General features: G+C 63.0%; 12 protein-coding genes and 1 pseudogene. 9 read left to right on the top strand and 4 right to left on the bottom strand.

From position 1 onward, the window contains the following. Positions 1-24: 24 nt before the first annotated feature. Positions 25-756 (bottom strand): haloacid dehalogenase type II, encoded by a 732-nt coding sequence (locus GGD67_RS06475; protein ID WP_179731683.1) that lies wholly within the window; start codon positions 754-756, stop codon positions 25-27. 192 nt (positions 757-948) lie between these two features. Here GGD67_RS06475 and GGD67_RS06470 point away from each other — a divergent pair, with 192 nt between their 5' ends. Together GGD67_RS06470 and GGD67_RS06465 are read left to right on the top strand one after the other, a co-directional pair. Continuing rightward, positions 949-2,712 carry a caspase family protein gene (locus tag GGD67_RS06470; protein ID WP_179731681.1) on the top strand — a complete coding sequence of 588 codons (1,764 nt, stop codon included), beginning with the start codon at positions 949-951 and terminating at the stop codon, positions 2,710-2,712. A 480-nt stretch (positions 2,713-3,192) separates the two neighbouring features. Beyond that, a pseudogene (locus GGD67_RS06465) lies at positions 3,193-3,390 on the top strand (SDR family oxidoreductase); the annotation flags it as partial. 303 nt (positions 3,391-3,693) lie between these two features. Here the strand turns inward: GGD67_RS06465 and GGD67_RS06460 are convergent. Then, on the bottom strand, positions 3,694-4,578 hold the full coding sequence (locus tag GGD67_RS06460; RefSeq protein ID WP_018321552.1) for a 4-hydroxyphenyl-beta-ketoacyl-CoA hydrolase: 885 nt from the start codon (positions 4,576-4,578) through the stop codon (positions 3,694-3,696). Between the two features lie 309 nt (positions 4,579-4,887). On the opposite strand from GGD67_RS06460, the gene ykgO reads away from it, so the two are divergent. The 3 genes from ykgO (at position 4,888) to GGD67_RS06445 (ending at position 6,154) form a co-directional block, all read left to right on the top strand. Beyond that, entirely contained in the window at positions 4,888-5,013 is a 126-nt protein-coding gene (ykgO, locus tag GGD67_RS06455; RefSeq protein ID WP_006611362.1) for a type B 50S ribosomal protein L36, read from the top strand. A 107-nt stretch (positions 5,014-5,120) separates the two neighbouring features. Next, complete coding sequence (locus GGD67_RS06450) at positions 5,121-5,753, top strand: tetratricopeptide repeat protein (RefSeq protein WP_026202572.1); 633 nt, start codon at positions 5,121-5,123, stop codon at positions 5,751-5,753. 140 nt (positions 5,754-5,893) lie between these two features. Then, positions 5,894-6,154 carry a hypothetical protein gene (locus tag GGD67_RS06445; protein ID WP_026202573.1) on the top strand — a complete coding sequence of 87 codons (261 nt, stop codon included), beginning with the start codon at positions 5,894-5,896 and terminating at the stop codon, positions 6,152-6,154. A gap of 7 nt (positions 6,155-6,161) precedes the next feature. Here the strand turns inward: GGD67_RS06445 and GGD67_RS06440 are convergent, their stop codons facing one another. Further along, positions 6,162-6,344: a hypothetical protein gene (locus GGD67_RS06440; RefSeq protein WP_038972834.1), complete on the bottom strand. Its 183-nt coding sequence runs from the start codon at positions 6,342-6,344 to the stop codon at positions 6,162-6,164. Positions 6,345-6,687: 343 nt separating this feature from the next. On the opposite strand from GGD67_RS06440, the gene GGD67_RS06435 reads away from it, so the two are divergent. Beyond that, a complete protein-coding gene (locus GGD67_RS06435; protein WP_179731679.1) occupies positions 6,688-7,644 on the top strand; it encodes an alpha/beta fold hydrolase in 957 nt (318 codons plus the stop codon). A gap of 1,166 nt (positions 7,645-8,810) precedes the next feature. Here GGD67_RS06435 and cycA read toward each other — a convergent pair. Then, positions 8,811-9,206, bottom strand: a complete 396-nt coding sequence (gene cycA / locus GGD67_RS06430; RefSeq protein ID WP_018321894.1) for a cytochrome c-550 CycA — start codon at positions 9,204-9,206, stop codon at positions 8,811-8,813. 229 nt (positions 9,207-9,435) lie between these two features. Here cycA and GGD67_RS06425 point away from each other — a divergent pair, with 229 nt between their 5' ends. The 3 genes from GGD67_RS06425 to glcF all read left to right on the top strand — a co-directional run bounded on the left by GGD67_RS06425 (position 9,436) and on the right by glcF (position 13,558). Next, positions 9,436-10,929, top strand: a complete 1,494-nt coding sequence (locus tag GGD67_RS06425) for an FAD-linked oxidase C-terminal domain-containing protein (RefSeq protein ID WP_018321895.1) — start codon at positions 9,436-9,438, stop codon at positions 10,927-10,929. A gap of 71 nt (positions 10,930-11,000) precedes the next feature. Beyond that, positions 11,001-12,239, top strand: a complete 1,239-nt coding sequence (locus GGD67_RS06420) for an FAD-binding protein (RefSeq protein WP_179731677.1) — start codon at positions 11,001-11,003, stop codon at positions 12,237-12,239. Continuing rightward, entirely contained in the window at positions 12,236-13,558 is a 1,323-nt protein-coding gene (gene glcF / locus GGD67_RS06415) for a glycolate oxidase subunit GlcF (protein WP_179731675.1), read from the top strand. Before GGD67_RS06420 ends, glcF begins: the two co-directional genes overlap by 4 nt. Positions 13,559-13,577 lie beyond the last annotated feature (19 nt).

The following is a 13,577-nucleotide window of genomic DNA, read 5'->3' as shown; positions in this document are numbered from 1 at the left end:
GACTTTGCGGGCGGGCGGCGATGCCTAAGCAATCCCTGGCAGCTCGGAGAGCGCGCGGACGCGCTGGTCCGGCGCAAAGCCAAGCTCGTCCATCTGGGTGCGGATCGCCTTGAACATGGTCAGCGGTGCCACGAGTTCGTTCTCGACGCAAGCCAGCGCCATCGCCTCCGGCGTCACCCGTTCGATCCAGGCGACGTTCAGGCCGAACGCCTTCGCTCCCGCCACGTCCCAGGGGTTGGAGGACACGAACAGAGTCTCGCTCGGTGCGGTGCCGAGCACTTCCCCGATCAGCATGTAGGCCTCCGGGCTCGGCTTGAAGATCTTCTTGGCATCGACGCTGATGGTGGCATCGAGCAGACGGTCGAGCTTGGTGTTGCGCACCAGCTCATTCAGCATGTCCGGGCTGCCATTGGAGAGGATGGCGAGCTTTCGCGGCTTGAGCGCGGTGAGCGCGCTTATCGCGTCCGGATAGAGGTCGAGATGCAGATATTTCTCGATCACGCGCTCGAAGGTCTCGCTCTCATAGGCCAGCCCGAGCACGCGCAGTGTATAGGCCAGCGAGTCGCGGGTGACCGCGGCAAAGTCCTGGTAGCGCCGCATCAGCGAGCGCAGCCAGGTGTATTCGAGCTGCTTGATGCGCCAGACCTGCGTGATGATCTCGCCGTATCCCGGAAACGCATCCTCGGTGATTTCAGCGACCGACTGGATGTCGTAGAGCGTTCCGTAGGCGTCGAAGACGACGGCTTTGATGGGCATCGGGTGTCCTTCCGGGCCGTTGTGGTCACACGAACTCCGCTTGGGGGAGTACGCATTGTCGTTAGCTTACCAAGGCACAGCGGAAGTTTGCCACTGCAGGCATGGCATCGAAGTGTGATCAACATCACAGAGCCAATGCTTGCCTTTCATCAGGCTCGACGTAGGCTGCGCACACTTTGATCGGGGCCTACAATGGGCGCTCTTCGCTGGATTTCATTATTCTTTTTCATCTGGCTGACCTGCGGTTCGGCGCATGCCGAGCGTCGCGTGGCGCTGGTGATCGGTAATTCGGCTTATGAAAAGGTCGCGCGGCTCGGCAATCCCTCCAGCGACGCAGCGCTCGTGGCGGAAACCTTGAAGGCGGCCGGCTTCGATCTTGTCGACCTGCGTCGTGACCTAAAAGTAGCTGATATGAGGCGGGCGCTGCGGGACTTTATCGAACAGTCCCGCGATGCCGAGGTTGCGGTCGTTTACTATGCAGGTCATGGCATCGAGGTTGATGGGGTCAATTATCTCGTCCCGATCGATGCTGTCCTCGAACGTGACACTGACATTTATGACGAGGCAATGTCGCTGGATCGGGTGTTAGTAGCGATCGAGCCTGCGAAAAAGTTGCGGCTGGTGGTTCTTGACGCATGCCGTGACAGCCCGTTCTCGAAGGTGATGAAGCGGACCCTCGCGTCCAGGGCGATTGGGCGCGGCCTCGCAAAGGTAGAACCGTCAAGCCCCAACACCCTGATTGCCTTCGCATCAAAGGCAGGTTCAACGGCGCTGGATGGCGATGGCAAGAATAGTCCGTTCACGGCGGCGATGGTTCACCACGTTACCAAGCCGGGTCTGGATCTGCGAAAGGCTTTTGGTTACGTCCGCGACGAAGTTTTGAAGTCTACCGCCAATAGGCAAGAGCCATATCTCTACGGCTCACTTGGAGGCGATGATCTATCGCTTGTCCCGGCAGTGGCGGCGCCGTCACCAACAGGACCGCAGGCCGATCCTCAGACGGCGATCCGAAGGGACTACGAGCTGGCGCTGCAACTCGGCACCCACGATGGCTGGGAAGCTTTTCTGTCTCAATATCCAGATGGCTTCTATGCCAACCTTGCGAGAGCGCACGCGAAAAAAATCGCCGCAGAAGAGGCGCGGGCAGCTGCCGCTGAAAAGGCGAGGCTTGCGGAGCAGGAGAGGGTTCGACTTGCCGCAGAAGGTGCAAGACAGTTCGAGATAGAAAAAGCAGCTGCGGCTGCCAAGGCTGCTGAAGAGGCCCGCATCGCTGCCGAGAAGGTCAAGCAGATCGAGCAGGACAAGGCCGCTGCCGCTGAAAGAGCTCGTCTGACAGCCCAGGAGAACGCGGCACGGGAACTCGCAATTCGTGAGAAGGCCTCGCGAGAAAAGAACCAGCAAGTCGCTGCTCTACCACCTCCCGTCGAGACGGAGCAGATCAGCGCCGATACAGCTCGTGCGCTGCAAGCCGAGCTACGCCGCGTGGGATGCAATGTGGGCGTTGTAGACGGCGTTTGGGGTGAGCCCTCGCAGAAAGCCCTCGACCTCTTCAACAAGCACGCCGGCATGAAACTGAATGTGAGCGTCGCCACTACCGACGCGCTCGACGCCGTCAAAAACAAGGGCGGGCGAATATGTCCGCTGATTTGCGAGAACGGCTACCGCGCAGAGGGGGACCGCTGCACGAAAATCAGCTGCCGCAAGGGCTACGTCCTGAACGACGAGAATGAGTGCGAGAAGAAGGGAGCGTCGCCTGAAGCAAAGAAAAAGCCAGAGCTGCAGCACCGCGAAGTAAGACCCTCTTCGTCCTCCGCCGTCACGCGCGCTGATGCGGCTCTATCTAACGGCACCTACCAGAAATGCATGGGCCCCATCACGGGATGTTACGCAAGGGCTATTCAGCAGATGGACCCGCAGAGAGCCAAAATCTGGTGCAGTCGGCAGCCGACGTGCTGAATCACCAAGGCGGAGAAAAATGAAAGTTGCTTGTGGTCGGGCTGTTGTCGGCTTAGTCGCGTTTTGAACTTGCATCAGCTCAAATGGATGGAGACGTTCCGCGCTCGAGGCGCAAGGCGTATGCTCTCAACGAGCGATTTGCTTTCTTTCCGAGTCAATTCTTAGGTAAAGTCTGACTTGATACTGAATCGAGGGGGCGGTTGATGTCGAGGATTTTTGCAGTTCTTTTGGTTGTGATGTGTTCGCTGGTGCTTGCGGTCGAAGCGAGGGCTCAGGTGCACAGTCCAGCAGCCAAGATGAGCTCTGACAGCGGACAATGTCCCACCGGAAGTTGCGCCATGGACGGTTCGGCTTTTGCAAAACACCGCAAATATTGTTCGCCAGCCAACTGTCTAAACAACCGTTTCAAGAGGAAGCAGACGCAGTAGAGTTTGCATGGTGTTCGATGCAACCATTCAAGCTAGCCAGTCGGCGCACGTCCCCGCCGCGACCAAGACGGAGCTGGCACTGGAGATCGTCGGCGAGGAAGCGTTCGATGCGCTCGGAAGCACCACGCCGATCGGCCGTGTGGGCGATCCCTCCGAGACCGGCGCGGTCGCCGCATTCCTGGCGTCCTCGGACAGCAGCTTCATGACGGGCGGCGAGGTCTTCGTCGATGGAGGCCTCGCGCAAGTATGAGGTCTTGAGCATGAGGGCTTCGGTCGCTCGATCGAAGCCCTCATGCGCTTTCGAAGGCGTGATGAGATAAGATCCGCCGAGCGCCCCGGCGGACGTGTGTTCCCTCCCCCCTTGTGGGGGAGGGCTAGGGAGAGGGGTAGCCCAGAAAAAGGCGCCGGCTGTTGACGATGCACAGCGCTCTAGGGTGCGCGACGGAAAGAATCTCCGAGTGGCACCCCCCTCCCTGCCCCTCCCCCACAAGGGGGGAGGGAACGGAGAGAGCGCTGCTATTGTCCGAGTTCGATCGGACGTCAGCCCACCGCTTCAGATCCCCAGCAGTTTTCGGGCGTTCGCCTTCAGCACCTTTGGCCGGATCTCGTCGCGGATCTCGATCTTGGCGAAGTCCGACAGCCAGCGGTCCGGTGTGATCACCGGCCAGTCCGAGCCGAACAGCATCTTGTCCTGCAGGATCGAGTTGATGTAGCGGACCAGGATCGGCGGGAAGTATTTTGGCGACCAGCCGGAGAGGTCGATATAGACGTTCGGCTTGTGGGTCGCGACGGAGAGCGCCTCTTCCTGCCAGGGGAAGGAGGGGTGGGCGAGGATGATCTTGAGGTCGGGGAAATCGGCCGCGACGTCGTCCATGTACATCGGGTTGGAATATTTTAGCCGCATGCCCATGCCGCCGGGCATGCCCGAGCCGACGCCGGTCTGGCCGGTGTGGAAAAGCGCGACCGCGCCGCCATTGTTGATCTCTTCGTAGAGCGGATAGGCCATGCGGTCGTTGGCGTAGAAGCCCTGCATGGTCGGGTGGAATTTGAAGCCGCGCACCCCGTATTCCTCGATCAGCTTGCGCGCCTCGCGCGCGCCGAGCTTGCCCTTATGCGGGTCGATCGAGACGAAGGGGATGAGGACGTCGAGATGATCGGAGGCGGCCTCGATCATCTCGTAATTGTTGTAGCGGCGGAAGCCGGTCTCGCGCTCGGCGTCGACCGGGAAGATCACCGCGGCGATGTTCTTGGAGCGGTAGTAGGCCGCGGTCTCCGGCACCGTCGGCGGATGCTTGTTCGGCGACTTGAAATACTCCGCCATCTGCGCCTGGAAATCATCGTAGCCGTCGTCGGGATGGCAGCCGCAGGGCTCCTCGGCGTGGGTGTGGATGTCGATGGCGACGACATCGTCGATATTGGGCAGCTTCAGCTTCGGCATGGGTTTCCTCCCGACGGGTTGCCGAATTGATTATATCATATAACGAATTTGGCAAGACGTCGTCGAAAGGTCTGATTCCCTTGCGATAAATCGGGCCGATCCGGCCGGTTCTACGGTGCATGGGGTTGTTTTCACGAATTTGCGGGTTCGGAACGGGGCAGTTAACATTGACATCACCTCCCGCCATGCCTTAAGAACCGCCCCGTCCCGGGCGGTCGTCCGCCGGCGGGAAAAATCTCATTTTGCCACATTCGCGCGTGCCGAAACGGTAGTGCCGAACACGGCCTTTCGAACGTTCAGGATTCCGCCATGAAGGTCCGTAACTCGCTGAAATCGCTGCGCGGTCGCCATCGCGCCAACCGCCTGGTCCGCCGCAAGGGCCGGGTCTATGTGATCAACAAGGTGCAGCGCCGCTTCAAGGCTCGTCAGGGCTGATATTGCCCTGCCGGACGCCCGCGCGCGCCCCGCAAGACCACGGTCTCACACGAGTTTGACGCCGCCTTTGCTTTGCAAGGGCGGCTTTGCGCGTTTAGACTTTGACCATGGCAGTGAGATTCCTCTTCGCGCGCACCCTGTGTCTGGCCCTTGTGCTGGGAACCTCCGGCCTTGCCCCGGCCCTGGCACAGCAGATTGAGCCGCCCGGCAAGCAGAAGAAGCTCCCCGAGGCGCCGGCCAAGCTGCCCAAGGTCGATCGCAACAAGAATCTCGAATTCCTGTTCGGCGCGCTGAAGGCGGCGCCCGACGAGGCCAGCGCCAAGCATGTCGAGGCGCGGATCTGGGCGATCTGGCTGCAGACCCCGAGCGACACCGCTGCGCTGTTGATGGCCCGCGCCAAGACCGCGGTCGACGCCAAGAAGATCGAGGTCGCGATCAAGCTCTTGGATTCGGTCATCAAGCTCCGGCCCGACTACATCGAGGCCTGGAACCGGCGCGCCACGCTCTACTACATGCAGAACGACTATGGCCGTTCGCTCGCGGACATCCAGCAGGTGCTGATCCGGGAGCCGCGCCATTTCGGCGCGCTCGCTGGCCTCGGCATGATCATGCAGGAGGTTGGCGACGAGAAGCGCGCGCTCGAGGCCTATCGCAAGGCGCTCGCCGTCAATCCGCATCTCGAAAAGATTCCCGACCAGGTCAAGGCGTTGACCGAGAAGGTCGAGGGACGGGATATCTAGCGCACGATCCGGACGCGGATAGTTTGATCATCTTCCGAGTGATGGCCGCCTGCGCCGATTAACCACGATCGGAAGCGCGGCATCGTGAGCACTATTGCCGGCGCCGCCGCAGGCCTACCTGCATGGCAGGAGCAAAAGCCATGAAGCGTTTGATCTTTGCGGGTAGCTTGCTGCTCGCGTCGGGGACGGTGAGCTTCGCCGATGGACTTTTCTGGGTGGTCGGCAACCGCGCCACCGGAAAATGCAACATCGTGACCAGCAACCCGGTCATCATCGGCGATATCTGGTTCGGCGACGGTCCCTACAAGTCGAGGGCCGATGCCAAGCTTGCCCGTTCGACGATCCGTGCCTGTCCCGTGCCTACGCCGGACGAGGAAAAAGCCGAGGACGGCACGAACTAGCCTGCATCTAGTGCAGGGCGTTGCCGCCGCGCTCGACCAGGCCGCGATCGGCGGCTGCGGCGTAAGCCTTTGCAAGCTCCGATTCCAGGTGCTCGTTGATCAGCAGCAGCGCCCGCACGGCACCGCGCAGATCGCCGTTGCAGCTCGCCACGATCTCGTCGATCGCAGTGTCGTTCGATCTGAAGCTCATCGAAAATCCTCCGGTTCAAATCAGGACAAATCCTGCCGGTCTTTCCCGCATCCCCTGAGGTTGCCCCGGGGCCTGCGAGGAGGATCGGCGCCCACCCGCTCCTAGATGGCGGAACCGACCATGGCGATTATATGGAGGCCGCGATGACGGCCCCATGAAGCTGTTCCGAGGCTTGCGTGCCCTCCTGGAATATTGTTGATTCTATTGAGTTTTCACGTTCTTCAATTATGCACATATCCACAGCCCCGGCAGTTTCGGCGCAAGCGCGGAAGGCTGGCGGAGCGAAACTGCCGCCCATAATGCCCGTAACTGCCCTGTGCCCAGGATCACCCGGATTCTCTCCATGATCGTGATGTCAGTCGTGACGGCGCTGGTTCTGCTGGCGCTGGTCACGCAGGCTGGAATCGTCGCCGTGCAGCGCGCCTTTCCGCCGCAGGGCGGGATGGTCGAGGTTGATGGCGCGACGCTTCACGTCGTCGATATCGGTCCGCGCGAAGCAGGCCTGCCGATCGTGATGCTGCACGGCGCGAGCTCCAATCTCGAAGCGATGCGGCGCCCGCTCGGGGACCTGCTCGCCAAAGATCATCGCGTCATCCTGGTCGACCGTCCCGGCCATGGCTGGAGCACACGCGCGCGGCGCGAGGATTCGACGCCGCAGGTCCAGGCGCGGATGATCGATGAGGCGCTTGGCAAGCTCGGCATCGATCGCGCGGTCTTCGTCGTGCATTCCTGGAGCGGTGCGCTCGGCGCGCGGATCGCGCTCGATCATCCCGGCCGCGTCGCCGGCCTGGTCATGCTCGCCCCCGTCACCCATCCCTGGCGCGGCGGTGTCGGCCGTTACAACGAGATCATCGCAACGCCGGTGATCGGTCCGCTGCTCGCCTACACGATCACCCTGCCGCTCGGCTACTTTCTGGCCGAGCCCGGCGCGCGCAACGTGTTCCTGCCGCAAATGATGCCGGATGGATTCGTGCAGGACTCCGCGACGCCGCTGCTGCTGCGCCCGCGCGAGTTCATCGCCAATGCCGATGATCTGGTGACGCTGAAGGAGGCGGTGACTGCGCAAGCCGCGCGCTATGGCGAGATCTCGGCGCCGGTCACGATCATTGCCGGCGAGCCCGACAAGACGGTGAAGACCAACATCCACGCGCGCCCATTCGCAGCCATGGTGCCGCATGCGAAGCTGATCGTGCTGCCCGAGCTCGGCCACATGGTGCAGAACGCCGTGCCGGAGCTCGTGAAGACGGAAATCGAGACGATGATCGGTAGCATCGCCCCGGCACAGGCGGCGGCTGATTAAGCTTTTTCGCGCGAAGTGGCTGCACCCGTAGAGCTCTCGTAGGGTGGGCTAAGGCGCATTTGCGCCGTGCCCACGAGCTCTCTCGGTCGCGAAAGATACGTGGGCACGCTTCGCTTTGCCCACCCTACGGCACCGTGCCTGTGTCGCCCTCTGTCAATCCGCTTCGCCAAAAATATTCCACTTTACCGAAATTCGGTTTCGGCGTATGTGTCGCCCGTCCCGGCTCACCCAAGAGGGGCGACGATGTGGTCGTCACTGTCGCGAGCCGGGCTTGCGGTGGACGCGGCAGCGTCGGCACGAGAGGCGCGGGCAGGGCGGGTAGTCCCTGTGAGCCCGAGGCTTCGTGCGGACGACGGCGCTGTTCAGTTCGTCTCGCCACATTCTTTCGGCAACGTCGACAAGGCCGGGAGATAATGTGGTGACCAGCGAACGCGCGTACGGCAAAACCGTGTGGTCCTGGCCGTCGTTGCTACGGTCAAGCCTTTCGAAGATGCGCGCGAGCCCAACCGGGTGGACGGCATCATCAATTCGAACGGCGAGGGAGGCCAGAAGGAATGGTCGGCTCCCGGGAGATCACGGCATAAGCCGTCCAACCATCGCGCAGGGAAGGCCGAGTGATCGGCGACACCTGTATGCTGCTGTGCGGTCTTCTTGCGTGCGCTTTTCGCGCAGCGGACCGCGGGTGCCAGCCGGCACCCGGCCTTCCCTGCGCCCTCTTGGCTTTAGAGGGTAGCGACGAAGCAAAGCTCGGGCGAATGCGCCGCGAGAACGCGAAGGCGTGTCCGCGACTTGAGCTGCATGCCACAATCTCGATTTTGTAGGGTGGGCAAAGCGCAGCGTGCCCACGCCTTGTTGCTTATGGACGGAGATCGTGGGCACGGCGCTATGCGCCTTTGCCCACCCTACGGCACTGCAGCTGGGATATGCATTGGAGCATCGCGATGCCGCCCCTTGCTCCGTCATTGCGAGGAGCTCTTGCGACGAAGCAATCCAGAGTCTTTCGGAGGAATGATTCTGGATTGCTTCCGCCTCCGCCAAGGTTTCGGCGGGCAAGTCGCTGCGCTCGCAATGACGGGCCGCGCGAAGAAAGCGCGTCAAAACAAAAAGCTGCAGCTTCGGCCCTGATTCGATCGGATCCGAAGCTGCAGCGAATGCCTTGTGCAGGCTTACTGCTTGATCTTCCCGTCCTTGTCGAACTGAGAGACATAGGCCCAGAGATTGTTGATCTCGGTCTCGTTCTTGATGCCGGCGAACGCCATCTTGGTGCCGGGGATCTTGGCCTTGGGGTCCTTGATGTATTCCTTGAACACGGCCTCGTCCCAGGTGATGCCGGAATTCTTGTTCGCGTCCGAGTAGCTGTAGCCCTCAGCCGTGCCCGACTTGCGGCCGTTGAGACCGTTGAGCTCGGGGCCGACCTTGTTCTTGGCGCCTTCGCCGATCGCGTGGCAGGCCAGGCATTTGTTGAACGATGTCTTGCCGGCCGCGACATCCTGCGCCATCGCGGCGGGTGCGGTGGCAATGACGGTGAGGATCGTCAGCGCGCCGAAAGTCAGTTTTGTCATAAGTGTGCTCTTCGTCTCTTCCCGGGTCAGATGGAGGGTCGTGGTTTTGGCAGGTTCGATGCAAGTGGACAAGCCGCGAAACTTTGACAGGTTTCCTGATAGCAGACTTGCCCCAGAGAGAACTTGCGCTGCAACAAAGCAATGAGACCTTCGGAGGACCTACCCAAAGACGGCAAGACATGATTGATTTGCCGAAACAATTCCATCCGTCGGACGAAGGCTCCATAAAATGGCCATCATGATGCCCGCAAGCGACCAGGCCGTGCTCGCGCGGCGTGCCGAGATCGTTGCTGCATTGCGCGCGATCGTGCCCGGCGAGGGCGTGATCGATACGCCTGCGGAGATGCGGGCCTATGAATCCGACGGGCTGACGGCCTATCGGCAGCCGCCGATGGTCGTGGTGCTGCCCGATACGACCGAGCAGGTCTCCCTCATCCTGAAATATTGTGCAGGGCAAGGTATCAAGGTGGTGCCGCGCGGCTCCGGCACATCGCTCTCAGGCGGGGCGCTGCCGCTCGAAGACGGCGTGCTACTGGGGCTCGGCAAGTTCAAGCGCATCCGCGAGATCGATTTCGACAACCGCGTCGTCGTCACCGAGCCCGGCGTCACCAACCTCGCCATCAGCCAGGCGGTCGCTCATGCCGGCTTCTATTACGCGCCCGACCCGTCCTCGCAGATCGCCTGCTCGATCGGCGGCAATGTCGCGGAGAATTCCGGCGGCGTGCACTGCCTCAAATACGGCATGACCACCAACAACGTGCTCGGTTGCGAGATCGTGCTGATGAGCGGCGAGATCCTGCGCATCGGCGGCAAGGGGTGCGAGAACCCGGGCTACGATTTGATGGGCGTCATCACCGGCTCGGAAGGGCTGCTCGGCGTCATCACCGAGATCACGGTGCGCATCCTGCAGAAGCCGGAGACGGCGCGCGCGTTGATGGTCGGCTTCGCCGAGGTCGAGGCCGCCGGCGAATGCGTGGCGCGGATCATCGGCGCCGGCATCATTCCTGGCGGCATGGAGATGATGGACAAGCCCGCGATCCACGCCGCCGAGGCCTTCGTCCATGCCGGCTATCCGCTCGATGTCGAAGCGCTGCTCATCATCGAGCTCGACGGGCCCAAGATCGAGGTCGACGAGCTGATCACGCGCGTCGAGACCATCGCACGCGGCTGCGGCTCGGTAACGCTGCAGATCTCCAATTCGGAAGCCGAGCGCAATCTGTTCTGGGCCGGCCGCAAGGCTGCGTTCCCCGCCGTCGGCCGGATCTCGCCGGACTATCTCTGCATGGACGGCACCATTCCCCGCGGCGCGCTGCCGAAGGCGCTGGCGCGCATCCGCGAGCTCGGCGAAAAATACCAGCTCGGCTGCGCCAACGTGTTCCACGCCGGTGACGGCAATCTGCACCCGCTGATCCTGTACGATGCCAACAAGCCCGGCGAGATCGAGCGCGCCGAGGCCTTCGGCGCCGATATCCTGCGCGCCTGCGTCGAGTTCGGCGGCGTGCTCACCGGCGAGCACGGCGTCGGCATCGAGAAGCGCGACCTGATGCCCGACATGTTCAGCGAGATCGACCTCAACCAGCAGCAGCGGCTGAAATGCGCCTTCGATTCGCAAGGCCTGCTCAATCCCGGAAAAGTGTTTCCGACTCTGCACCGCTGCGCCGAGCTCGGCCGCATGCATGTGCATGCCGGCAAGCTGGCGTTTCCGGATCTCCCGCGGTTCTAGCGTCGGTCGCTGCGCCTTCGCTGCAACCGCCAAATTTGCTTTCCGTTCTAAACTTGGATACCGGCTCAGTCGTGGATACGCTTAAGGTCAGAGACGCCAAAGACGTCGAAGAGGTGGTGCGCGCGGCGATTGCCAATGAGCAGCCGCTCGAGATTATCGGTCACGGCTCCAAGCGCGGCATCGGTCATGCCATGGCGACCAATGCCGTGCTCGACCTCTCCGCGCTGAACGCCGTCACCTCCTACGAGCCGAACGAGCTGATCATCACGCTCCAGGCCGGCGCGCCGCTGGCCGATGTGCTGGCGCTGATCGATACCAAGAACCAGCAATTCGCGTTCGAGCCTGTCAACACCCCGCCGCTGCTCGGCACGCCCGCGCTCGGGACCATCGGCGGCATGATCGCGGCTGGGCTGGCCGGGCCGCGGCGGATCAGGGCGGGCGGGGCGCGCGACCATTTGCTCGGGGCGCACGCCGTCTCGGGCTTCGGCGACAGCTTCAAGACCGGCGGCAAGGTGGTGAAGAACGTCACCGGCTACGACCTCTGCAAGCTGCTCGCGGGGTCCTGGGGCACGCTGTCCGTCATGACCGAGGTCACGCTGAAGGTGATGCCCAAGCCCGAGGCCGAGCGGACGCTGCTGCTGCGCGGGTTAGATGATGCCGCCGCCAACAAGGCGATGACCGCGGCGCTCGGCTCGCCCTTCGACGTTTCCGGTGCCGCGCATCTGCCGAAATCGGCGTTCCGGGCCAAGACCGACGGGCTTGGTGATCTCGCAGGCCAGGACGAGTCGCTGACTGTGCTGCGGCTCGAGGGCATCACGGCCTCAGCCGCCCACCGCGCCAACTCGCTGCGGGAATTGCTGACGCCGTTCGGAACCGCGATGCTGATCGAGGACGCGGCGTCTGCCGCGCTGTGGGCCACGATCCGCGACGTGCTGCCGTTCGCGGCCAGCGGCGCGCTCGGCGCCTGGCCGGTCTGGCGGATCGTCTGCCCGCCGGCCTCAGGCGCTGCGCTCGGCTCGCAATTGGCGCGCGAGACCGGCGGCGACGTGATCTATGATTGGGGCGGCGGTCTGATCTGGGCGGCATTGCCGCCAAAGGGCGACGCGCATGCTCCGGCTGTTCGGATGCGTGCCAACGCCGTCGGCGGTCACGCCACGCTGATCCGGGCGGCCGAGGACGTCAGGCGCGAGGTCGACGTCTTTCATCCGCAGGCGCCGGGCATTGCCGCCCTGAGCGAGCGGGTGCGCGCCAGTTTCGATCCAAAGGCCGTTCTCAACCGGGGCCGCTTGAGCCGAGGCGCTGTGGCATGAAGACCGAATTCTCACTCGCCCAGCTTGCCGATCCCGACATTGCGGAAGCCGACAAGATCCTGCGCGCCTGCGTCCATTGCGGCTTCTGCACCGCAACCTGTCCGACCTATGTGCTGCTCGGCGACGAGCTCGATAGCCCGCGCGGCCGCATCTACCTGATCAAGGAGATGCTGGAGAAGGACCAGGCGCCGACGGCGGAGGTGGTCAAGCACGTCGACCGCTGCCTGTCTTGCCTGGCCTGCATGACGACCTGCCCCTCAGGGGTGAACTACATGCATCTCGTCGACCAGGCCCGGGTCAGGATCGAGCAGCGCTATCAGCGGCCGCTGGCCGAGCGGCTGCTGCGCCAGGTGCTGGCCTTCGTCCTGCCGGATCCGCAGCGTTTCCGCATCAGCATGGTGCTGGCGCGGCTGGCCCGTCCGCTTGCCGTTTTCCTGCCGACCCCGCGGCCCTCGGCGACGCCCGGCCTGATCCAGCGCATCAAGGCGATGCTGGCGCTGGCCCCGCACCGGCTGCCGCCGCCGGGCCCCGCCGCCGGCAGCGTGTTCGCGGCGCTCGGCAAGAAGCGCGGCCGGGTCGCGCTGCTCCAGGGCTGCGCCCAGCAGGTCCTGGCGCCGCGCATCAACCAGGCGGCCATCAGTCTTCTCACCCGCCACGGTGTTGAGGTTGTCCTGGTCCGGGACGAGCAGTGCTGCGGCGCGCTGACCCATCACCTCGGCAACGATCAGGATGCATTGGCGCGGGCGCGAGCCAACGTTGCGGCTTGGCGGAAGGAAGCGGGCGGCGAGGGGCTCGACGCCATCCTGGTGACGGCGTCCGGCTGCGGCACAGTGATCAAGGACTACGGCTATCTGCTGCGCGAGGATGCTGCGTTCGCCGCCGATGCGGCGAGGGTGTCCGCGCTCGCCAAGGACATCACCGAATACATCGCCGGCCTCGCACTCGAGCCGACTGCGCGACATGACAACATCGTCGTCGCCTATCACTCGGCGTGTTCGTTGCAACATGGGCAGAAAATCACGGGCCTTCCGAAAGAATTGCTTTCCAAGAATGGATTCGTGGTGAAAGATGTACCCGAGAGCCATTTGTGTTGCGGCTCGGCGGGGACCTACAACATTCTCCAGCCCGAGCTTGCGGGCCGGTTGCGCGATCGCAAGGTCGCCAACATCGCAAGCGTCAAGCCGGACATGATTGCCGCGGGCAATATCGGCTGCATGGTGCAGATTGCCAGTGGCACGTCAGTTCCGGTCGTACACACGATTGAGCTTCTCGATTGGGCTACGGGCGGGTCGCGGCCGGCATTGAACGCGCAAGTTTGAGCTTTCAAGCCTGAGCTTT

It is taken from the genome of Bradyrhizobium sp. IAR9, from assembly GCF_013408065.1.
In the GTDB taxonomy this organism is placed as follows: Bacteria; Pseudomonadota; Alphaproteobacteria; order Rhizobiales; family Xanthobacteraceae; genus Bradyrhizobium.
The sequence above is the reverse complement of the archived record's forward strand: the minus strand, read 5'-3'. Positions and strand labels throughout refer to the sequence as shown.

Excerpts from the sequence above, each read along its gene's own strand:
- GGD67_RS06475 (WP_179731683.1), bottom strand. The coding sequence starts at position 756 with ATGCCCATCAAAGCCGTCGTCTTCGACGCCTACGGAACGCTCTACGAC.
- GGD67_RS06470 (WP_179731681.1), top strand. The coding sequence starts at position 949 with ATGGGCGCTCTTCGCTGGATTTCATTATTCTTTTTCATCTGGCTGACC.
- GGD67_RS06460 (WP_018321552.1), bottom strand. The coding sequence starts at position 4,578 with ATGCCGAAGCTGAAGCTGCCCAATATCGACGATGTCGTCGCCATCGAC.
- ykgO (WP_006611362.1), top strand. The coding sequence starts at position 4,888 with ATGAAGGTCCGTAACTCGCTGAAATCGCTGCGCGGTCGCCATCGCGCC.
- GGD67_RS06450 (WP_026202572.1), top strand. The coding sequence starts at position 5,121 with ATGGCAGTGAGATTCCTCTTCGCGCGCACCCTGTGTCTGGCCCTTGTG.
- GGD67_RS06445 (WP_026202573.1), top strand. The coding sequence starts at position 5,894 with ATGAAGCGTTTGATCTTTGCGGGTAGCTTGCTGCTCGCGTCGGGGACG.
- GGD67_RS06440 (WP_038972834.1), bottom strand. The coding sequence starts at position 6,344 with ATGAGCTTCAGATCGAACGACACTGCGATCGACGAGATCGTGGCGAGC.
- GGD67_RS06435 (WP_179731679.1), top strand. The coding sequence starts at position 6,688 with ATGATCGTGATGTCAGTCGTGACGGCGCTGGTTCTGCTGGCGCTGGTC.
- cycA (WP_018321894.1), bottom strand. The coding sequence starts at position 9,206 with ATGACAAAACTGACTTTCGGCGCGCTGACGATCCTCACCGTCATTGCC.
- GGD67_RS06425 (WP_018321895.1), top strand. The coding sequence starts at position 9,436 with ATGGCCATCATGATGCCCGCAAGCGACCAGGCCGTGCTCGCGCGGCGT.
- glcF (WP_179731675.1), top strand. The coding sequence starts at position 12,236 with ATGAAGACCGAATTCTCACTCGCCCAGCTTGCCGATCCCGACATTGCG.